This is a genomic window from Candidatus Electronema sp. JC, assembly GCF_048287365.2.
Lineage (GTDB): Bacteria > Desulfobacterota > Desulfobulbia > Desulfobulbales > Desulfobulbaceae > Electronema.
This window is the reverse complement of sequence record NZ_JBLWEM020000014.1, coordinates 36979-57551: the sequence shown is the minus strand read 5'-3', so window position 1 is coordinate 57551 and position 20573 is coordinate 36979. Positions and strand designations below refer to the sequence as shown.

The 20573-nt window shown below is 58.2% G+C and carries 20 protein-coding genes and 1 tRNA gene; all 21 read right to left on the bottom strand.

Annotated features, from left to right (window positions below; all coding sequences use genetic code 11):
• Positions 1-135: 135 nt before the first annotated feature.
• The 21 genes from ACNKH3_RS02045 to ACNKH3_RS01945 all read right to left on the bottom strand — a co-directional run bounded on the left by ACNKH3_RS02045 (position 136) and on the right by ACNKH3_RS01945 (position 20517).
• Positions 136-627, bottom strand: coding sequence for a hypothetical protein (locus tag ACNKH3_RS02045; RefSeq protein WP_420208057.1), 492 nt, complete (start codon positions 625-627; stop codon positions 136-138).
• A gap of 45 nt (positions 628-672) precedes the next feature.
• A complete protein-coding gene (gene gpmI, locus ACNKH3_RS02040; RefSeq protein WP_420208056.1) occupies positions 673-2208 on the bottom strand; it encodes a 2,3-bisphosphoglycerate-independent phosphoglycerate mutase in 1536 nt (511 codons plus the stop codon).
• A complete protein-coding gene (gene rsfS, locus ACNKH3_RS02035; protein WP_420208055.1) occupies positions 2205-2612 on the bottom strand; it encodes a ribosome silencing factor in 408 nt (135 codons plus the stop codon). The genes gpmI and rsfS overlap by 4 nt, the downstream gene beginning before the upstream one ends.
• Positions 2613-2981: 369 nt before the next feature.
• Positions 2982-3776 (bottom strand): 23S rRNA (guanosine(2251)-2'-O)-methyltransferase RlmB, encoded by a 795-nt coding sequence (gene rlmB / locus ACNKH3_RS02030; RefSeq protein ID WP_420208054.1) that lies wholly within the window; start codon positions 3774-3776, stop codon positions 2982-2984.
• Between the two features lie 36 nt (positions 3777-3812).
• Positions 3813-5216: an exodeoxyribonuclease I gene (sbcB, locus tag ACNKH3_RS02025; RefSeq protein ID WP_420208053.1), complete on the bottom strand. Its 1404-nt coding sequence runs from the start codon at positions 5214-5216 to the stop codon at positions 3813-3815.
• A gap of 120 nt (positions 5217-5336) precedes the next feature.
• A complete protein-coding gene (gene lptC, locus ACNKH3_RS02020) occupies positions 5337-5903 on the bottom strand; it encodes an LPS export ABC transporter periplasmic protein LptC (protein ID WP_417916022.1) in 567 nt (188 codons plus the stop codon).
• Positions 5900-6535 (bottom strand): KdsC family phosphatase, encoded by a 636-nt coding sequence (locus ACNKH3_RS02015; RefSeq protein ID WP_420208052.1) that lies wholly within the window; start codon positions 6533-6535, stop codon positions 5900-5902. The genes lptC and ACNKH3_RS02015 overlap by 4 nt, the downstream gene beginning before the upstream one ends.
• On the bottom strand, positions 6528-7376 hold the full coding sequence (kdsA, locus tag ACNKH3_RS02010) for a 3-deoxy-8-phosphooctulonate synthase (RefSeq protein ID WP_417916024.1): 849 nt from the start codon (positions 7374-7376) through the stop codon (positions 6528-6530). The genes ACNKH3_RS02015 and kdsA overlap by 8 nt, the downstream gene beginning before the upstream one ends.
• Positions 7377-7502: 126 nt before the next feature.
• Positions 7503-9020, bottom strand: coding sequence for an MBOAT family O-acyltransferase (locus ACNKH3_RS02005; RefSeq protein WP_420208051.1), 1518 nt, complete (start codon positions 9018-9020; stop codon positions 7503-7505).
• A 3-nt stretch (positions 9021-9023) separates the two neighbouring features.
• On the bottom strand, positions 9024-10253 hold the full coding sequence (locus tag ACNKH3_RS02000) for a hypothetical protein (protein WP_417916523.1): 1230 nt from the start codon (positions 10251-10253) through the stop codon (positions 9024-9026).
• Positions 10199-12343, bottom strand: coding sequence for a glycosyltransferase family 4 protein (locus ACNKH3_RS01995; protein ID WP_417916524.1), 2145 nt, complete (start codon positions 12341-12343; stop codon positions 10199-10201). The genes ACNKH3_RS02000 and ACNKH3_RS01995 overlap by 55 nt, the downstream gene beginning before the upstream one ends.
• Positions 12340-13479, bottom strand: a complete 1140-nt coding sequence (locus ACNKH3_RS01990) for a class I SAM-dependent methyltransferase (protein ID WP_420208050.1) — start codon at positions 13477-13479, stop codon at positions 12340-12342. The genes ACNKH3_RS01995 and ACNKH3_RS01990 overlap by 4 nt, the downstream gene beginning before the upstream one ends.
• Positions 13479-14582 (bottom strand): TylF/MycF/NovP-related O-methyltransferase, encoded by a 1104-nt coding sequence (locus ACNKH3_RS01985; protein ID WP_420208049.1) that lies wholly within the window; start codon positions 14580-14582, stop codon positions 13479-13481. Before ACNKH3_RS01985 ends, ACNKH3_RS01990 begins: the two co-directional genes overlap by 1 nt.
• Before the next feature lie 12 nt (positions 14583-14594).
• Positions 14595-15911 (bottom strand): ABC transporter ATP-binding protein, encoded by a 1317-nt coding sequence (locus ACNKH3_RS01980; RefSeq protein WP_417915730.1) that lies wholly within the window; start codon positions 15909-15911, stop codon positions 14595-14597.
• A 3-nt stretch (positions 15912-15914) separates the two neighbouring features.
• The gene (locus ACNKH3_RS01975) at positions 15915-16715 is read right to left on the bottom strand and encodes an ABC transporter permease (protein WP_417915731.1); all 801 of its coding nucleotides are present in this window, start codon (positions 16713-16715) and stop codon (positions 15915-15917) included.
• Complete coding sequence (fcl, locus tag ACNKH3_RS01970; protein WP_417915732.1) at positions 16716-17666, bottom strand: GDP-L-fucose synthase; 951 nt, start codon at positions 17664-17666, stop codon at positions 16716-16718.
• Positions 17667-17675: 9 nt separating this feature from the next.
• Positions 17676-18038: a hypothetical protein gene (locus ACNKH3_RS01965; RefSeq protein WP_417915733.1), complete on the bottom strand. Its 363-nt coding sequence runs from the start codon at positions 18036-18038 to the stop codon at positions 17676-17678.
• A gap of 4 nt (positions 18039-18042) precedes the next feature.
• The gene (locus tag ACNKH3_RS01960) at positions 18043-18270 is read right to left on the bottom strand and encodes a DUF4160 domain-containing protein (RefSeq protein WP_420208048.1); all 228 of its coding nucleotides are present in this window, start codon (positions 18268-18270) and stop codon (positions 18043-18045) included.
• A 67-nt stretch (positions 18271-18337) separates the two neighbouring features.
• A complete protein-coding gene (gmd, locus tag ACNKH3_RS01955; protein WP_417915735.1) occupies positions 18338-19423 on the bottom strand; it encodes a GDP-mannose 4,6-dehydratase in 1086 nt (361 codons plus the stop codon).
• A complete protein-coding gene (locus ACNKH3_RS01950) occupies positions 19420-20373 on the bottom strand; it encodes a UDP-glucuronic acid decarboxylase family protein (protein WP_420208061.1) in 954 nt (317 codons plus the stop codon). The genes gmd and ACNKH3_RS01950 overlap by 4 nt, the downstream gene beginning before the upstream one ends.
• Before the next feature lie 67 nt (positions 20374-20440).
• Positions 20441-20517, bottom strand: a tRNA-Arg gene (locus tag ACNKH3_RS01945).
• Positions 20518-20573 lie beyond the last annotated feature (56 nt).

The following is a 20573-nucleotide window of genomic DNA, read 5'->3' as shown; positions in this document are numbered from 1 at the left end:
GCAAAGGTTATCGGCATTAGTCAGAAAGACATTGTCATTTTCGAGAAGTATTGAGAATTTGACAGCATCTGTTTGGAGATTTATTCATCACCATAATGATAGTATTTTATTTAATTGATCACTTATGGTTCACATTTACCTATATTTCAGCGTCTTTTCTTGGAATATCTGCAAGTTGTCCCATAATGTTCTATAGATTTCTTCTTGACACGCTCTGTTCTTCCCGCGTTCTTCTTCTGATGCTATCCTGTCATATTTTGAGCGAAGCTGTTGAATTTCCTTGCTTGGTTTAATTATCTGCTCGCTAACATAATTTTTTATTTCCGGATTAAAAATAAATTGAATCCCTGCAATTTCACGTTCAAATATCATTATTTCTTGATATAGCACGAATTTTTCATCAGTCAGGCTGGTGTAGGAAACAACTGAACATACAAATTTCACAACAGCATCAAATTGCTTATTTCGCCTATCAAACAGATCATGCCTCCGCCGCGCTTCTTCTGTACGCCATTGTCTATAAGCAATAACTATTCCTAAGACAGCGACAGTCGGAGTCAGCAGCGCAGAAAGATAATCAACTAAGTCTTTCTTGACAGAGATATTCAGCAAATTTTCAAAAGGCATTTCTTTTCATCGGGCAGGACTGTAGCACCAGCCCTGCTCCCTCCGTTATTGTGCGATCAAGTTTTCCCCTTCCATCTCCCCCGGCTGCTCTATCCCCAGCAAGTGCATCAAGGTCGGGGCAATGTCTTTCAGCGCGCCGCCGTTCTTCAGTGTGCGGCTTTTGTGCTTATCACTGACGAGAATCAGCGGCACAGGGTTGAGGGTATGCGCGGTGTGCGGCACGCCAGTCTCCGGGTTGACCATCATCTCGGCGTTGCCGTGGTCGGCGGTGACGACAAGGATGCCGCCCAGCTCGTGCAGCCGCTTGGCGATGCGGCCAAGGCAGCGGTCAACCGTTCCGCAGGCCCGCACCGCTGCGGCCAAGACCCCGGTATGGCCAACCATGTCGCCGTTGGCAAAATTGAGGATGATCAGCTCGTGGCGCGGTTCAGCCAAAGCCTCCAGCAGGCGGTCGGTAACTTCGTTCGCGCTCATGGACGGCTTGAGGTCGTAGGTGGCCACGTCGCGCGGCGATTCGACCAGAATGCGCTCTTCGCCGAGGAACGGCTCCTCGCGCCCGCCGTTGAAGAAGTAGGTGACATGCGCGTATTTTTCGGTCTCGGCAATGCGCAGCTGGCGCAGCCCGGCCTTGCTCACCTCTTCACCGAGAATGCGAGTCAGGTTTTGCGGCGGAAAAGCGACCGAGAAAGGAAATTCCGCCTCGTATTCCGTCATCGTCACCAATTCGAGCAGCTTGGGCCTACCGCTGACCTCGAAGCCCTTAAAATCGGCATCAATGAAGGCATGACACAGCTCACGCACCCGGTCAGCGCGGAAGTTGAAGAAAACCACTGCATCGCCGTCCGCAATTTGGCCCGCCTTGTCCAGCACGGTCGGCTGAATGAATTCGTCGGTCTCGCCGCGAGCATAGGCCGCTGTCACCGCGTCAAGCGGATCAGCCGCAGCCAAGCCCTGCCCGTCAACCATCGCCCGCCACGCCTTCTCGACCCGATCCCAGCGGGTGTCGCGGTCCATCGCCCAGTAGCGGCCTGAAACAGTCGCCACCTGCCCGCAGCCGATACGCTCGATGATTGCCAAGAGCTGCCGCATATAGCCCGCGCCGCTGCTGGGCGGGGTGTCGCGCCCGTCCATGAAGCAGTGAATTTTGGCCTCAATCTTCCGGGCAGCGGTCATTTCCAGCAGAGCCGCCAAGTGGCTGAGATGCGAATGCACGCCGCCATCCGAGAGCAGGCCGCAGAAATGCACCCTGCTGCCTGCCGCCTGCGCCTTGTCAAGCACGGCTGTCAGGGCGGGATTCTTGGCAAATTCACCCAGCGCAATGGCCCGGCTGATGCGGGTGAAATCCTGATAGACCACCCGGCCCGCGCCGATATTAAGATGGCCGACCTCGGAGTTGCCCATCTGTCCTTCCGGCAGGCCGACCGCGCCGTTGTGCGCAGTCAGTGTGGTGCAAGGATACTCGGCGGCCCATTTGTCCATGTTCGGAGTCAGGGCCATAGCCACCGCGTTGGCCGAAGAGGCCGGAGCCACGCCCCAGCCGTCGAGAATCGCCAGAACTACAGGCCGTCCCGCTGCCGTCATTCTTCCACCTCCGGCTCGGCAACGCCCAAATCCTCTTTCAAATCCAAGCGGGGCGCGTCGTGCCACAAGCCTTCCAGATCATAGAACGCCCGCTGCTCTTTGTAAAAAATATGCACGACCGCGTCGCCGAAGTCGAGCAGCACCCAGAGGCCCTCTTGCAGACCCTCGGCGTGCTGGCTGCTCACCCGCTTGGAGTTCAGCTCCGCCTCAATGGTCTCCGCCAGAGCCTGCACATGGCGGGTCGAGCGGCCGCTCATGATGACGAAATAATCGGTGAAGGAGGATTGGCCGCGCACGTCGAGCACGGTCAGTTCTTCCGCCTTGGTGTCAAGGGCGATGCGGGCGCAGACAGCAGCCAGCTCTTGGCCGCCGCATTCCTGGTATTCTTTTTTCAGTTGTCGCATATCATCTGTTGATGAAAAATTATTGATTTAAAATCAAAGAAACAGCTTAGTGAAGGCGGTTGCCGCAAACATGGCATTACATCTGGAACAGAATAATTTGAAAATTCATCATTCGGCAAGCTCAGGAGCCATCCTTCGACAAGCTCAGGAACTGCGCGCTCTTCGGCTCCGCTCAGAGTGCTTGTTCGTGCAAGTGCCCTGAGCGGAGCCGAAGGGCATTTTATAGCACTACAGCTATAATAAAATTAATTTCCGCCTTTATGCAGATACAAAAAAACAGCGGAAACAGCAACAAATTGCTGTCTTGTCAAACAATCAAATCCTGCTTTTTTAAGCAGGACAGACAATGCTGCAACATCGAGTTGAGGATCAAGAGCTGCTCCTCTGTGCCTGCCGCACCGTTTCAAACATGACCAAAGCGGCGGCGACAGAAGCGTTGAGGGAATTGAACGCGCCGGGCATGGGAATGGTGATCAAGTGATCGCAGCATTTCTGCACCAGCGGACGGATGCCTTTGCCCTCGCTGCCGATGACGATGCCGATTTTACCGCTGAAGTCGGTCTGATACATGGACTGCGCCTCGGCTTCAGCCACAGCTCCGTATATCCAATAGCCTTGACTTTTGAGCTGCCGCAAGGCTTCGGCGAGATTGACCACCCGGCTGATGCGGAGATGAGCGACCGCTCCGGCAGAAGCGCGGGTCACGGCGCCGGTCAGGGGCGCGCTGCGCTCGCTGGTGATGACGACAGAGCTGAAGCCCGCCGCCAGCGCGGAGCGGAGAATGGAGCCGAGATTGCCAAGGTCTTGGATGGAGTCAAGCAGCAGGATGCGCTCCGGCTCCGCCGCCAGCAGCTCGGCCAGCGGCAGCAGCTCGGCCTCGGCCTGCCGGGCGGCCACGCCCTGATGACGGCAGCCGCTCGGCAGGCCGACCCGCTCCAGCTCGACAAAACGGAGACGCACTTCAGCCTCGCGGGCGGCCTCAATGATCTCCTGCAGCCGTGCTCCTGCTTTGCCTTTCTCGATGAAGATTTCGCTCAGTCGGCGGGGATTGCCGCGCAAAGCCTCGGCCACGGCGTTGATGCCCCAGATCAGGCTTTCGTCCGGATTCTCCTCTGTTTTCCGTTTCTGTTCAAAACTGCGTGTGCTTGCGCGCTGCGAGGTCATAGTTTTTTTCGTGCAAAAAAAGAAGATGTTGTCCGTTCAGACATCCGCCAGCAGCCGGAACAGCTCCGGCTGCTGCGCCGCCGCGCCGCTGCTGATCAGCTCTTCCAAAATCTGCTTGTAGCGCGTGAAGGTCAGCTCGTTGCCGAACTGACCTTCCAGCAGGCGGGCCTCGCAGAAGTGCCGCCACCGCGCCTGCTCCTTGGCGTTCAGGCTCTCCGGCCAGTTGCGCGCCCGGAAGCGGAAATAGAGCGTTTGCAGCCGCTCATCGGCAAAAGGCGGCTGCCAGGCCGCAAGCTGGCCCGGAGTTTTCGTCAGTGCCTCATCACAGAGGCGGCGGTCAGCATCAGAAATCAAGCCTTCATATAAGGCCGCGTCCGCGTCCGGCGGCACGTCCGGCCTGCTCTGATAGAGCGTGGTCAGCCGCTGCATCAGTGTTTTGTCTGCTAAAATTTGCTCGCGGTGCCGCTCGGCTTGGGGCAAGTCAATCTGCCACTGCGCGGCCAGCTCCGGGCGCAGGGTGTTGAGCGGGGCCAGCACCGGCGACTTGTTGACATGCGCCCCTTTTAGGGCCAGCCGCTCGAAGCCCTCCGGCTGCTCCTCGCTGCGGGCGTAGAGGTTTTCCGCCATCTCCTCCGGTGTCATCGAGAGCAACATCTGCGGCGGCTGGCGCAGGTTATAGACAATGATCTCGCTTTTGTTGCGTGGATGCTGGAGCAGCGGCATGATTGGGGCGATGCAGCCCTTGACCGCCGGATACATGCCACTGACATGCAGGACGATGTCTTTTTTGCTTAGATCAAGCAGTTTGGTCGCCTCGCTCTTCTGGCGGAGGTTGAAGCAGTAGTCATAGAGGCGCGGCTGGAGCCGCCGGAGCAGGCGGGCCAGATCCAGCGTGGCGCGGACATCGCTCAGGGCCTCGTGGGCATCATGCGTGATGCCGTTGGCGGCGGCGAGCAGGTCGAGGCGAAAGCTGACGCAGCCGTCCTGCTCCGGCCAGCTGATGCCTTCCGGCCGCAGGGCGTGCGCGGTGCGGAGCAGGTCGATGATGTCCCAGCGCGAGCAGCCGTGCTGCCATTCGCGGGCGTAAGGGTCGATGAAGTTGCGGTAGAAGCCGAAGCGTGTCACCTCGTCATCAAAACGGAGGCTGTTGTAGCCGACTCCGCAGGTGCCGGGCCGGGCCAGCTCGGCCTCGATCCGACGGAAGAACTCGGCCTCGTTCAGCCCCTTCTTGGCCGCCTCCTGCGGGCTGATGCCGGTCAGCAGCACGGCGCGCGGGTCCGGCAGCGCGTCGCTGGCAAGGCGGCACCAGAGCACGAGCGGCTCGCCGATTTCCTCCAACTCAAGATTGGTGCGAACAGCGGCAAACTGCGCAGGCCGGTCGCTGCGGGGATTCAGCCCCCAGGTCTCATAGTCATGCCACAGCAAGGTGATTTCGGACATCTGCTCCTCTGATTTGAGAACTGCTGCGTGGACGCTGGCGAAGAGCGGCAGCAATAAAAAGACTGAACGCCGCCAGAGCCGTCTTGACTCCGTTCTTGAGGCGTTCAGTCATGCTCTGACCTACATGACCACATGCACCCGTCCGCCGAAATCATAGGCTTTGGTGGAAATGTCGTAGTTCATCCTGCCGCCGCGCAGCTCAAAGCTGGGGCTGCTGATCCGCACCTTGTCCGGACTGACAAGCAGTTTTTTTGTGTCGTAGTAGTGGAGCAGCTCGGTGCGCAGCCGCTCGCGCTGCACCGGCTTGGTCAGCACCACGTCCTCGGTCAGAGTCAGGTGCTTTTCATCCATACGGTACAGGCCCCGGCGGCTGGTGACCAAAAGCGGGTCGTCGCCTTTTTTGCTGTACACGGCATCCACGCCGTTCATGTCAATCTCGCGGTCGGTTTTGCCGGTGCGGGCCTGCGCGGCTTTGACTGTCCACGTCAGCTGGCCGTTCGAGGTGAAGGTCAGCACCACGTCCTCCATGACAAATTCCTGCGTCTCCTGAGTGTAGGCGGCGGCAGCGGCGGCATCATAGCCCCCGCGTGGTTCTAGAAAGGCGGCGGCGCGCCCTTTCCAGAGCGGGCTGCTGACAAGCAGGCCGAGCGGAACCGCCCAGAGCAGATTGCGCAGGCTCCAGCTCATGGCTGTCCTTGGCAGCAGCGGGCGAAAAGAGCGGCCAGCAGACCTTTGGCCTCCAAGATCAGCTCGCAGACTTCCCGCACCGCCCCGTGGCCGCCGCTCCGCTCGGTGACATAATCGGCCCTCTGCCGCAGCTCGGCGACCGCGTTGGCCGGTGCGAAAGCGCAGCCCGCCCGCAGCAGCATCGGCAGATCCAGCCAGTCGTCGCCCATGCAGCCGACCTGCTCCGGCTTCAGGCCGGTTTGGGCCAAGATGTCGGCAAACGCGGCGCCTTTGTCCGAGCAGCCCGCGCAGACATGGGCTATTTTCAAATCCTTGGCCCGCTTGCTCACCGCTTCCGAGCTGCGGGCGGTGATCAGGCCGACTGTGACTCCGGCTTCCTGCAAGATGCGCAGGCCGAAGCCGTCTTGGGTGTTGAAGCCCTTGATCTCGCCGGAATCAGGGCTATAGAAGACAGTGCCGTCAGTCAGCACGCCGTCCACATCCAAGAGGAGCAGCTCAATTTTTTCCGCCTTGCGCAAGGCCGCGCGCCATGCCGGACTGCGTTCAACCGGCTTTTCCCGCTCCGCCGCCCGAAGACGGAGGGCTTCAGTCAGGGCGCAGTCAGAATAGGCGCCGCAGCTTTGTTCACTCATTGCTGAACCTGCTCACTGCCTTGCGGATTTCCAGCAGCTGCCGGAGCAGCGGCTCGACTTTGTCCAAGGGAATGCTGTTGGGGCCGTCGCAAAGGGCTTTGTCCGGGTCAGGATGCACCTCCATGAACAGGCCGTCAATGCCTGCGGCCATCGCCGCTCTGGTCAGGGCGGGGATGAATTTGCGCTGGCCGCCGGAGCTGCCGCCCATGCCGCCCGGCAGCTGCACCGAATGCGTCGCGTCGAAAATCACAGGGCAGCCGAAGGAGCGCATCACCGGCAGGGAGCGCATGTCGACCACCAGGTTGTTGTAGCCGAAGCAGGCGCCGCGCTCAGTAAGCAGGATGCGCTCGCCCCCAGCGGCCCGCACCTTTTCCACCGCGTGCTTCATGTCCCACGGCGAGAGGAACTGGCCTTTTTTCAGATTGACCACCCGGCCTGACTTGGCCGCCGCTGTCAGCAGGTCGGTCTGACGGCAGAGAAAAGCGGGAATTTGGATGATGTCCAAGCATTCCATCGCGATGTCAACCTGGCTGGCCTCATGCACGTCCGAGACCACCGGCACGCCGACTTCCTGCCGCAGGCGGCAGAGCTGACGCAGCCCTTTCTTCAATCCCGGCCCCCGGAAGGAGTTGAGCGAAGTGCGGTTGGCCTTGTCAAAAGAGGCTTTGAAGACATAGGAAATGTCCAGCCGCTGGCAGATGGCCTTCATCTCCCAAGCGACCTGCCAGCAGAGGTCGCTGGACTCCAGCGCGCACGGGCCGGCCATGAGCAGCAGCGGCTGGCCGGGGCCGACCTGAATGGCTTTGCCGCCCGGCAGAGCGGTCATTTCAACAAGTTTCATGGAGCGCAGTGAGGGGTGAAAGGAAAGGACGCTGCTCCGGCAGGCCGGTCAGTCCGGGACACGCTGCACTATACCGCTTTTGCCCGGCGCAGGCAAGCGCGACCGTGTTGAACCGGCAGGGATTGCTCAGAAGTTGAAATAGAGAAACTCGCTCGGCGCGGCCCGCAGCATCCGGTAGAGGGCGCAGGAAAAGAGGAGGCCGGTGAGGACGGCCCAGCCCAAATTCGGGCGGAAGCGGAGGACTCGCCGCAGGATGCGGTTTTTTTCCGACGGCCTGTTTTGCAGCAGCCCGCCGATCCGGCAGGAGTTGGGCAGCAGGAAGAGCACGGCGGCGAAGGCGAGCAGATGCCAGCGCATCTCGCCCGGCAGCAGCAGGGTTCCTGCGGTCAGCTGGCCGCGCAGCGGGCTGATCTGCTCCAGCAGCTGGGTCATGCCTGCGCTGAAGACGATGCCGTTCAGCCCGATCATGCCCTTCAGCACCCCCAGTCCGTCTTCCAAATTCGCGGCCCGGAAGATCACCCACGAGGCGTTGACAAAAAGGAAGGTGCAGAGCCAGCCGAGGACGACAGGCAGCCGCAGGCCCCGCTCCTGCCAAAGACGGTGGACGACCAGCGCCGCGCCGTGCAGACCGCCCCAGAGGACGAAGGTCCAGCCTGCGCCGTGCCACAGCCCGCCAAGCAGGAAGGTGACGAACAGATTCAAGCAGGTGCGCGGCAGGCCCTTCCGGCTGCCGCCAAGGGGGATGTAGAGATAATCCCGCAGCCAGCGCGACAGGGTGATATGCCATCGCCGCCAGAAATCCTGAATGCTGGCCGCCTGATAGGGCGAGTCGAAATTCACCGGCAGGACGATGTTGCAAAAGAGCGCGGCGCCGACAGCCATGTCAGAGTAGCCGGAAAAATCAAAATAGAGCTGAAAGGTGTAGCTGAGGCTCGCTCCCCATGCGTCAAAAAAGGTGAGCGCGTTGTTCGCGGCGAAGCCGGTTCCGGCCCAAACTGAAAACTGGTCAGCGATCCAGACTTTTTTGAACAGGCCGAGTGAAAAGAAAAAAAGGCCCAAGGCCATGTTGCGGGGCGCAGGCAGACGGTTGCGCAGGCGGGCGAACTGCGGCATCATCTCCTGATGATGGACAATCGGCCCGGCCACTAACTGCGGGAAAAAGGTGACAAAGAGGCAGTAGTTGAGGAAATCGTATTCCTTTGCGTTCTCCCTGCCGCAGTCCACTAAATAGGCAATCTGCTGGAACGTGAAGAAACTGATCGCCAAGGGCAGGGCCAGCTGCGGCAGCGGCAGCGCGGCACCCAGCAGGCTGTTGAAATTTGCTAAAAAGAAATCGGCGTATTTGTAATATCCGAGCAGTCCGAGGTTGAAGCAGATGCCGAACGGCAGGATGACCCGGCGGGCGAGGCCGAATTTGCCCGACCGGCCCGCCTGCTGGAGCATGGTGCCCAGAGCGAAATTGACTATGATCGACAGCAGCAGCAGCGGCAGGTGGGCCGGATTCCAGCAGCCGTAAAAAAAAAGCGAGGCCAAGACCAGCCATGCGCTGGCCGCAAAACCAAAACGCCAGCGGTTGAGCAGAAAATAGAGCAGAACAGCGGCGGGCAGAAAGAGAAAAATGTAAGCTGGGGAATTGAAAAGCATGGCTCAGTTCATGCAGCTTTGCAGCTCGGCGGAAATGGCCCGAAGGTCGTAATCAGCCGCCAGCCCGGCAATTTCCTGCAAATAAGCGTCAAGATTCTCCGCTCGCAGCAGGCCGCGCCCTTCAGCCATCAGACGCAGCAGTTTGGCGTTGATGTCCTTGTGATAGTGGCTCTGGTCTTTGTAATTGGCGATGTCGGCGGTGAAGTCTTGGTTGTCAAAGCCGAAGATGCGCACATTGGGCAGATTTCCGGCAGCGCGGACCACATCTTCGATGAAAAGCTGGTAGCTTTTGTAATAGCTGACATAGTATTGCTCCTGCATGGCGTACCAAAGCCGGGAGTAAGGCGGGAAAAAGAACAAAAATTCTGTTTCTGGATGCGCGGTCACAATTGGCAGCAGATGCTGTTCAAAGGACGAGCGGCTGTTATTCCGGCATTCCGCAAGAAACTGCTCTTGCCAGACATCTTTTTTCTCTTGTTTAACAATGTCAGCCACCCGGATGATTTCATCTAAAAAGGCTTTGAACGGCGGTGACTTTTTGCTCCATCCGCACCATGCTTTGATGCCGCCAAAGGCTTTAACATAATACGGAAACCACTGGTACAGTTCCTCTAAAGACTTCACCCGCGCTGTGCCGGGAATTTCCTCCCAGCAGGAGTTCTTTCGGCTGAAGTTCCAGCAGCGGAGCAGGCGGATGTCGAAATAGAGACGGAAGTCGTCAAAGGGATTGCGGTTGTAAAGAAAGGCGAAGCGTTCTGGCGGGAGATCTTGGCTGTACTGCCCGGCGCGGACAAAGGGCAGATGGTCGAGCGAAATGATCACCTGCTTGATATTTTTTTTGCGGAGCAGATGCTCCAGCACAATCTGCCGCTCGCTGAACAGCGAGCCGGCCATTGAGAGATTGACGAAGCGGCCCCCCAGCTCCTGTCCGGCCTCGGCGGCGGAAAAATTCTCCGCCATGCTGTTGCCGAGAATGGCGGAGTCAAATTCGTGGCTGTTGATCAGCCCGGCGTTTTGAAAGCGGGCGTTGTTGATGAAAACAGTTTCCCGGAACCACGGCTGATGAAAAAGCTGCCACGGATCAAAGAGGAAGCCGTACAGGAGCAGGCTGCTGAACAGCGCGCCGACTGTGCCGAGCACGCCGAGGCAGAACCGCCGATGCGCTGCCGGGCCGCCCATCAGTTTTTTGTCAGCCCCAGCCGCCGCGCTCCGCTCCGTAGCATTTTTTTCCACAGCGGGCCGTGATGCTCGGCGATGCGGACATGATGCCGGGCGGCAAACTGCTGCGGGCTGCTTGCCCGCAGCGTGACCGTGATCTCCAGCATGTCGCCTATGGAAATGCGCTCCTCCTCAATTTTCGGCAGCACGCAGATGGCGTTCGCGCCGCCGCAGAGCAGGATGTTTCTCCGCTCCGGCGCGAGCCAAGTCAGGCTGCCGGTCAAAAAAAGCTGCTGAAAATCATCCGGCTGCCGGAAGGCCATGATCTCGTCCTGCCGCGTGACGTTGCGCACGACAAGGCTGGCGATTTCGACAAAGCAGGTCCGGCGGCTGGGATCAAGGCGGAGCCAGAGCGGTGCCTCCTCCACCGGCAGCGTGAAAGAGGCCGTCACCAACTCTCCGCCATGATAACGACAATTTTTTGATTTGCTGTTGCTGAACTGCCCCTGTCCGTCCCAATACAGCAACAGCGCATTGTTTCTGTCCGCTGCCTCCTCACTGCTGGCAAGAACATTGAGCTGCTGCATGCCATTTTCCCGCAGCCGGACAGCAAGCTCCAAGGAATCGCCCACGGCGGCATCAGCTTCGGTCAGCAGCGGCAGCAGGATGATCGGTTCCGGGCCGTAGGTGAAAACCACGTTTCTCCGCTCAGGGCAGATCCATTTCAAATCCTTGGCCAAAAAAAGCCGCTGAAACTCCTCCTGCTCGCGGAAGGCCATGATTTCAAGGTCTTGGCTGGCATTGCGCACCGTGACGCAGTCGATTTCAGTGATGCCGAGGCGGGAGCTGGGATCAAGGCGGAGCCAGAGCGGCAGCTCCTCAACCCGCAGGGTGAAGACGCATTCCGTCCATTCCCCGCTGTGGCAATGCCGCCATTGGGACTGCTGATCAGTGAACGTGCCGTCGCCGCTCCAAGAAAAGCGGACAAAATTATTATGTTCCGATGCCTTTCCTTCCCAGTCCGCCTTTTCACGGGCGGCGAACTGTTTTTGCAGGACAGCGCGGAGAAAAGGTTTCTGACTGCGGAACAGCTCGCGGGTCCATGTTTGCAGATAGGTGCGGCTGACCGGCCTGCCTGCGGCGATTTGCAGCAAGGCTTGCTCAAACTGGGCGGCGCAGGCATCCCAGTCCGGCCAAGCTGCCGCTGTCGCCGCCGCGCCGCGCTTGAGCCGTTCCAGCTCCGCCGGGTTCTCCTTCAGATGACGCAGGAGGCGGACAACTTCGGCCTCGTCATCCCGCTTGACCACATACGCGTTCCGACCGTGGACAATGTACTCGTCATGGCCAGTGACATCATAGACCAAGGCTGTGCCGCCGCAGTGAAACATCTCCAGCGGCGGGCCGAACATCCCCTCGACATGACTGAGCTTCAGCACCAAGTCGCAGGAGCGGTACACTGCCGGGGTTTCGTGAATCGGCACCCGCGAGAAGACGCGGTCAGCATCGGGCCAGCTTTGGATGGCCGAAGAAGTCAGCAGCCAGATTTCATCCGCGCCCGCCGCCTTGGCCAGCCTGACCGCCGCAGGCACGTTTTTGAAAAAAACCTCTGTCGGCCCCTCCACTAAAACCCGGAATCGGCCCGGCTGGCGCGGCGCAATCGCCGGACCGTCGGCGGTGTAGATGTCCTTGCGGATGCCGTTGCGCACCAAATACGGCCAGTTGTTGTGGTGCCGATGGAGATAGTCCTGAATCCAACGCGCCTCAGTGATCATCGGCACGGCGCAGGAATAGGTCTGCTCGCAGATGCCGCGCCAAAGCGTCCGCTCAAGGCTGCGGGGATGCTGCGGATCCGGCGGCTCAAAAAAACGACTTTCGATGGACTGGACGAAATAGGCGCAATGCTTGGCCTTGAGCTTGCGGAGGAGAAACGCGGTCTCCCACCATGTGGCAAGCACCACGTCAAAGCATTCAGCCCGCACCTGCCGGAGCGTCAGCCAGTCCAGCTCGGCGGCGGAGCTGTGCCAAGCGTGGTCTTCGGGCCGGACTTCCTGCCGGGTGATGACCGCGACGCTGTGACCTTTCCGCTTCAGGCGCGAGGCGTGTTCGTAGATGACATAGCTGCCGCCGCTGATGCCCGGCCAGCCAAGCAGAAAGCCGATTCTCATCGCAGCAGCTCCTTCAGCTTCCGATACGGTGCGGCGATGAAGTTGCCGATACGCCAGCGTTTGGAAGAAAGAACCTCACGCAGCTGCTGCTCTGCCGCCGCCAACCGTTCGTTCAGGCTGCTGATGACAAAATTTTGCTCGCGGAGGAGATATTTGTCAGCGACAAAGATGCTCTCCGGCGGCGGAGTCAGTTCCGGCGGCGGGCCGTCATGTTTTTTGTAGATCAGATTCAGCACCACCCGCGAAAACCCCAGCGGCGCATCGACATGGGCGAAGAGGAAATAATGACGCAGCAGCTCCTCATCCAGCGTCACATCGAACCAAGACAGCATTTCCGGCTCAAAACCGCTGGCGACCAAATATCTGCCATGCTCTTTGCCAATGGCCAGCTCGAAATCGTGAAAGCTCACGCCCCGGCCCCAGCGCATGATAGCAGTGTCTAATTCTTCAACTGAAATGGCGGCAAAATTGGCGAAGCCTTTGCCAAATCCTTCGCGCGGCGAGCGGTCGGCATATCTGGCGTACAATGCCGAGGGCAGCAGATGAAGAAAGGGCAGCTGGGAAGTGTGCAAATCGCCGTAATGGAGCAGGTTCGGCGTTTCCGTGACTACGAGCAGGCCGCCGGGTTTGAGCAGCTCCCAGCAGAGCTTGAGCGTCTCATGTCGCTCGCGGATGGTCTGATGCTCCAGCACGGCAAAGAGCAGGACAATGTCCGCGCCTTCTTCAGCATGATTGCGCCGCAGGGCCGCCATCAGCTCTTCCGCCGCGACCAAATGCAGGGCCGCGTTGCGCAGGCCCATGACCTCCAGCCGCGCCCGCGCCCCGGCCAGCGCCTGCGCGTCAATGTCGTAGCCGTCAATTTTTTCGACAAAATGAGCGAAGGCGGCGGTGCTGGAGCCGGTGCCGCTGCCAATCTCCACCAAGGTCTTGCCGCGCAGGTCAATATGGCGGGCCACCCACGGCACGACATGGGTCAGCGAGTTGTTGTAGCGCCGGAAAACGTTGGCCTTGATGTCCTCCTTGCCAGCCTCGGTTTCCAAAAAAGCGGGATCATAATTTTTGAAATAGGAATCCCGCAGAGCCGCCTCAATCTGCCGCAGCTTCTCGCCGTCCTCGATTATGTATTCTTGGTGCATCAGCTTGCCTTGCGCAGCCCCAGCGTGCTGAGGATGCCCTTGACCGCCTGCTTGAGCTTAACATCCGCTGTGGCCTTGTAAATCTGCATTAGCTTGTCCACCTCGTGCTGCCAGTGACGGATGTCGTGATTCGCCTGCGCCCGCTGCTGGGCCAGCACTGTGTCAGCATGGCGGCAGCGGTCGCGGAGGAATTGCACATGGGCGCAGGAAAGCAGCAGTTTTTCACCCGGCGCACAGGGCACGATAAGGCCGGAGCCGTTTTCCAGCGGCATGGCCTGATACGTGATGCCGCGCTCGGCAAAAAAGGCGTTCAGGGCTTTGGACGGGCCGATAGTCGGCTTAAGCAGGCCGTTTTCGTCAAAATCGCGCTCAGCGAACAGCTCGTGCGAAATCAGCGCGCCGCCGGGTGAAAGCAATGGATACGCATTGTTGAGAATGTCCATCGCCGATTCGTACAGATCCACGTCCATCCAGAGCAGACAGAGCGGACGGCTGAAGCCGCGCAACGAGGTTTCGTAAAAACCTTGGATGAAATCCACCTGCGCAATTCTGCCGAAATCCTCCAAATTCGCCCTCACCTCATCAATCTGGCCGCAGAAATCGCCTTTTTTGTAGTACGGGTCCGTGCTGTTTTCCGGCAGCCCGGCAAAGGAGTCGGCGACAATCAGCCGCCTGCCGAGATAATTGCAGACCCAGCTCAGGCAGCAGGCGGAAAAGCCTTTGTAGGTGCCGCATTCCATCACATCGCCCGGCACGCCCCAGCTGTCAAGGCAATACAGATAGATAGCATGATAGATCAGCTCGCCCGGCGCGGTGCCGATGGCACTGACATCGTCCTTGTGGGTGCTGTTGGCGTTCAGCTTGGGGAAATACTGATATATCTCGTTGAAGATGCTGTAGGTCGAGGCGATGAAATGCAGATATTTCCTGACCGCCCGGCTCTTGTTGCAGCCTTCGGTCAGCAGGTATTCCTCAAAGGAGAAATCCTGCGGCTGCGGGGCGGCGGCAGTGTTGACCGAGCCGATGGCGGCTATATGTCTGAAACGAGATTTCAGCGCAGGATCATTGCTGACAAATTCAACGATGTCTTTTGGGTAAATCATATCTGATCTGTTTCAGAGTGAATTCGGAGCCATCTCCACCGTCCGCACTGCCAGCGAATTCAGCTCATTATTGAACATTCCATGAATAGAACGTCCAGGAGTCACTGCGCTTAGAGAAACAATGTCATGCGCCCAGCACTGCACCACATGGCCCAGCGCGGCCTCGCCTTGGCCAATGCCGACAGTGACAGTATATTTGTACGGATAGACTTCCGGCCAGTAAAATGAATACTCGACCACGCTGCGCCCGGCGGCCAGACGCGGGGCAGGCGCGTTCAGACAGAGGCTGTTTTCGCCGAACACCGCGTTGCCGATGCGGTCTTTGACCGTGTAACCGAAAATCAGCTCGTCCAAATCGGTCACGGCATGAACCAGCAGGCGGATAGTGACCAAGTCGCCTTTCTGCACTAAATTGACCGGCTTGCCGCCGCAGGTGACGCTCAGATATTCAATCACCGCCTGCTCGACCCCGGAACGTTTCTCATGCGGCACCTTGATCCAGTCGGAAAAATCATCAGGCAGGCCCGCGCTGACAACGGCGGACGGCAGGACGGACTCCTCTGCGCGCTCAACCCGCTGTTTGCCGCCGCTGAACTGCTCCTCGTGGAGGAGCTTGGTGTACTTGCTCACCGCCTCGACCGGGTCGCCGTCAAAGGTCACGCGCCCGTTTTCCAGCAGCAGAACCCGGTCGCAGAGATTGACGATGGAGTGCATGTCATGGCTGACCAAAACGATGGTGCAGCCTGCCATCATCTTCTGCATGTGGGTCATGCACTTCTGCTGAAAAAAGATGTCGCCGACAGACAAGGCTTCGTCAACAATCAGGATTTCAGGCTGGACGCTGACCGCTGCGGCAAAGGCGAGACGGATGTACATGCCGCTGGAATAGGTCTTCACCGGGCGGTCGATGAACTCGCCGATGTCGGCAAACTCGGCGATGCGCTGAAAGCGCGCGTCAGTGTCCTCTTCAGAAATGCCCTGAATCGCGGTATTCAGATAGACATTTTCCCGGCCAGTGAACTCTGGGTTGAAGCCCGCGCCCAGCTCCAGCAGGGCAGAGATGCGGCCATTGACCTGCACCGCGCCGCTCGTCGGCTGCTGAATGCCGGTGATGAGCTGGAGAAGCGAGGACTTGCCGCTGCCGTTGCGCCCAATCAGCCCCAACGCCTCGCCCCGGTGCAGCTCAAAGCTGACATTGTCCAAGGCGCGGAACGGCACGTGGTATTTTCTGCCGTGAGGATGAAAAATTTCCAGCAGCCGGTGGAACGGCTTGCGGTAGAGCGCATAAACCTTGCTCGCCTCGCGGACGGAAATGACCAAATCAGACATGATTCAGAGCACGTCGGGAAACTGGGGCTTCAGCTTCCTGAAAATATATGCGCCGCAGGCCAGCGCAGCCGCAGTGACCGTCCAAAAATAGACGGTGTGCAGCGGATGCGACCAGAAGGGCTGGAAGGTGATGAAGGACTCGCGGTAGCCCTGCACGATGTAGTAGGCCGGATTGAGCTTGAGCAGCCGCTGGATATTCGGACTCATCATCTTGATGTCCCAGAAAATCGGTGTGACCCAGAAGCCGATTTGCAGGGCCACGGCCACGAGCTGGGCCACGTCGCGGACAAAAACATTGAGCGCGGCCAAGGCCCAAGCGATGCCGAGCGAAAGCGTCAGCAGGCAGAACAGATAATACAGGGCTTGCAGATAATAGAGACTGAAAGGCATCTGCTGAAAGAGCAGCAGCACCAGCAGCACAGCGATGAAAATGCCGTGCGTGACCAAGGCCGAGGCGATCTTCACCACCGGCAGAATTTGCGAGGGGAAGATGGTTTTCTTCACCAAATGAGCGTGGGCGATGATGATGCCGGTGGAGCCGCTGACGATGTCGGAAAAAACATACCATGCCGCCATGCCCGCTGTCAGCCAGACCACAAAGGGCACGTTGTGAAGCGGCTGGGTTTTGAAGCCGACGCTGAAAACGAACCAGAAAACCGTAATCATCACGATTGGATGAATCAGCGTCCAAAGCAGGCCGAGCGAGGAGGCCACGTACTGGGCGCGCAGCTCCCGCGCCGCCATCGCGGTGATCAGCTTTCGGCGCTCATGAAGCAGACGGAGAAAGGCGAGCAGACTGTTCATTTACAGGCGGAGCTGCTGTTCATGATCAAGAAACCACTGATAGGTGGCGGCAATGCCGTCGCGCAGGCTGATGCTGCTCTGCCAGCCCAAGGCGGAGAGCTTGGAGACATCAAGCAGCTTGCGCGGCGTGCCGTCGGGCATGGCGGTGTTGTAGCGGAGTCTGCCTTGAAAGCCGACAATTTCTTTGACTAAGGCGGCTAATTCGGCGATGGTGACTTCCTGCCCTGAGCCGACATTGACAATTTCTTCGCCGCTGTACTGCTCCATCAGGAAGAGGCAGGCGGAAGCAAGGTCGTCAACATGCAGAAATTCCCGTTTTGGCGTGCCGCTACCCCAAATTTCCACTTCCGGCAGCTGATTCAGCTTGGCCTCGTGGAATTTTCTGATCAGCGCGGGCAGGACATGCGAGCTGTGCAGATCAAAATTGTCGCCCGGCCCGTAAAGATTGGTGGGCATCAGACTGATCGCATCAAAGCCATGCTGCTTGCGATAGGCTTGGCACATTTTAATGCCCGCAATTTTGGCAATCGCATACCATTCATTGGTCGGCTCCAGCGCGCCGCTGAGGAGATGCTCCTCCTTCATCGGCTGCGGCGCGAATTTCGGATAAATGCACGACGAACCGAGGAAAAGCAGCTTTTTCACGCCGCTGCGCCAAGCCGCGTCAATGATGTTGGTCTGTATCAGCAGGTTATCGCGGATGAAATCTGCCGGACTGCTGTTGTTGGCATGAATGCCGCCGACCTTAGCTGCGGCCAGAAAGACGTATTCCGGCTTTTCTTCAGCAAAAAAGCGTCGCACGGCAGCCTGATCCGTCAAATCTAGCTCGGCGTGGGTGCGAGTGAGCAGATTTGTGCAGCCAGCCTGCGCCAAGGCACGACAGATCGCGCTGCCAACTAAGCCGCGATGACCGGCTATGTAAACGGAGGAAGAAGCGAGGAGTGCGGCCATGCTGTTTTTTTATTTTTTTCTGACTTTTTTTATAGTTTTTCCATAGCGTTCACAGAAAAAACGGACACACTCCGGCGCAAGATCAACGGTTTTAGACTCGTTCATTTCAGGATCAGGCCAGACAAGCGCGTAGTCTCCACGAACATACTGAAAACGATCTTTTTTCTTCAAAACGGAAAAAACTCCGCCAAGATTTTCTTCGACCAGCAAAGGATGAAAATCTAATTCGTAAATGGACACGTCAAGTTCTTCTTCAAACCACAGCCGCAGTCTGTAATTATCTATATATTCTGCTTTCAGCAGCCCTTTTTCCTGCCGTCCAGCCCAAATTGCCGCATCATCAGCAACACTGCGCCATTCCTGCCATTTCATATATTCATCCTATAATGGAAACAGGCTGATTATTGGAAGCATGTTGCCACTGTTCAAGCAGTTCCGCTTCATGCGCCTCAATCCAAGCCTCAACCAGCTTCGCCAGCGGCTTGGGCAGCTCACGTCCCGGCTGCATCCACATTCTGCTTTTTATTTCAATCCTGTAATTCTGCACATCGCCTTGATATTTGACATGCAGATGCGGCGGCGCATGGTCTGCGTAATTCAACAAAATGACTAATGCGCCTCTTTTAAACGGATGTGAGACCGGCGGCATTTTCTATGCCAACAAATTAAGACTACTCAAAATAATTATACGCCCGATAGCCCTTCTGCCGCACGACCTGATCCCGCTCCGCCAGCTTCAGGTCTTCCACGATCATCTCGCGCACCATCTCCTCAAAGCTGATCTTTGGCTCCCAGCCGAGCTTTTCCTTGGCCTTGGACGGGTCGCCAAGCAGCGTTTCGACCTCGGTCGGGCGGAAATAGCGCGGATCAACGCGGACAATAGTCTTGCCGCTCTTGCGCTCAATGCCGACCTCATCCAGCCCGCTGCCCTGCCAGACGATATTCATGCCCAGCTCTTCAGCGGCGATTTCCACGAATTCCCGCACAGAATGCTGCCTGCCGGTGGCGATGACGAAATCCTCCGGCTGCTCCTGCTGGAGCATCAGCCACTGCATCCGCACATAGTCCTTGGCATGGCCCCAGTCGCGCAAGGAATTAAGATTGCCGAGAAAGAGCGTGTCCTGCAAGCCCAGCTTGATCCGCGCCAAGGCTCTGGTGATCTTGCGGGTGACAAAGGTCTCGCCCCGCACCGGCGATTCGTGGTTGAAGAGAATGCCGTTGCAGCAGTACATCTTATAGGCTTCACGGTAATTCACCGTGATCCAGTACGAATAGAGCTTGGCCACCGCGTAGGGCGAGCGGGGATAGAACGGCGTGGTCTCGCGCTGGGGAATCTCCTGCACCTTGCCGAACAGCTCTGAGGTGGATGCCTGATAGAAGCGCGTTTTGCCTTCCAAACCAAGAATGCGGATAGCCTCCAGCAGGCGCAGGGTGCCGAGCGCGTCGCTGTTGGCGGTGTATTCCGGGGTCTCGAAGGACACCGCCACGTGGCTTTGCGCGGCCAGATTGTAAATCTCATCAGGCTCAACTTCCTGCACAATTCTGATCAGATTGGTGGCATCGGTCAGGTCGCCGTGATGGAGCTTGAAACGGACAGCCTCCTCGTGCGGGTCTTGGTAAAGATGATCCACCCGGTCGGTGTTGAAGAGCGAAGAACGGCGTTTGAGGCCATGCACCGAATAACCTTTTTCAAGCAGGAGTTCGGCCAAATACGCGCCGTCCTGACCGGTGACTCCGGTGATCAGAGCTGTTTTCATTGTTGTTTGCGGAGAAAATCGTCAAAATAGGCGATGGTCGGAAGCAGTCCTTCGCGCAGGGAAATCTTCGGCTCCCAGCCGAGCTTTTCCTTGGCCAAAGTGATGTCCGGCTGCCGCTGCTTCGGATCGTCCTGCGGCAGAGGTTTAAAGATCAGCTCGGACTTCGAGCCGGTCAGTTCCAGTACGTTTTCCGCCAATTGCAGGATGGTGAACTCGCCCGGATTGCCGGTGTTGACCGGGCCGGTGAAATCGTCCTCAGTGGCCATCAGGCGGATGAAGGCTTCAATCAGATCATCGACATAGCAGAAAGAGCGGGTTTGCGAGCCGTTACCGTAGATGGTGATCGGCTCGCCGAGCAGTGCCTGAACGATGAAGTTGGAGACCACCCGCCCATCGTTGGGGTGCATACGCGGCCCGTAGGTGTTGAAAATGCGGGCCACTTTGATCCGCAGGTTATGCTGGCGGCGGTAATCGAAAAACAGGGTCTCAGCGCAGCGCTTGCCTTCGTCGTAGCAGGAGCGCAGGCCGTTCGGGTTGACATGGCCCCAGTAGGATTCTGGCTGCGGATGGATCTGCGGGTCGCCGTAGACTTCCGAAGTAGAAGCCTGAAAAATCTTCGCCTTCACCCGCTTGGCCAAGCCGAGCATGTTGATCGCCCCATGCACCGAGGTCTTGGTGGTCTGCACCGGATCAAACTGATAATGAATCGGCGAGGCCGGGCAGGCGAGGTTGTAAATTTCATCCACCTCAATATAAAGGGGGAACGTCACATCGTGGCGGAGCAGCTCAAAGTACGAATTGTCTAACAGGTGAACAATATTCTGCTTGGCGCCGGTGAAGTAGTTGTCCAAGCAGACCACCTCGTTGCCCTCAGCCAGCAGCCGTTCGCAAAGATGCGAGCCGAGAAATCCCGCTCCGCCGGTGATCAATATCCGCTTTTTCCGCTGCACAGATTGCATAAGATGTCCGATTAAAGCCGCTGCAAGAAGGATGGAAGTGAACACAAGAGGGATGGCTTGGTGCGCCCGGCAGGATTTGAACCTGCGGCACCCAGATTAGGAATCTGGTGCTCTATCCACCTGAGCTACGGGCGCGGCGACAGCTGCTTGCCGATTTTACCTGAACGCCGGGCAAAAGCAAAGTTTTTCCG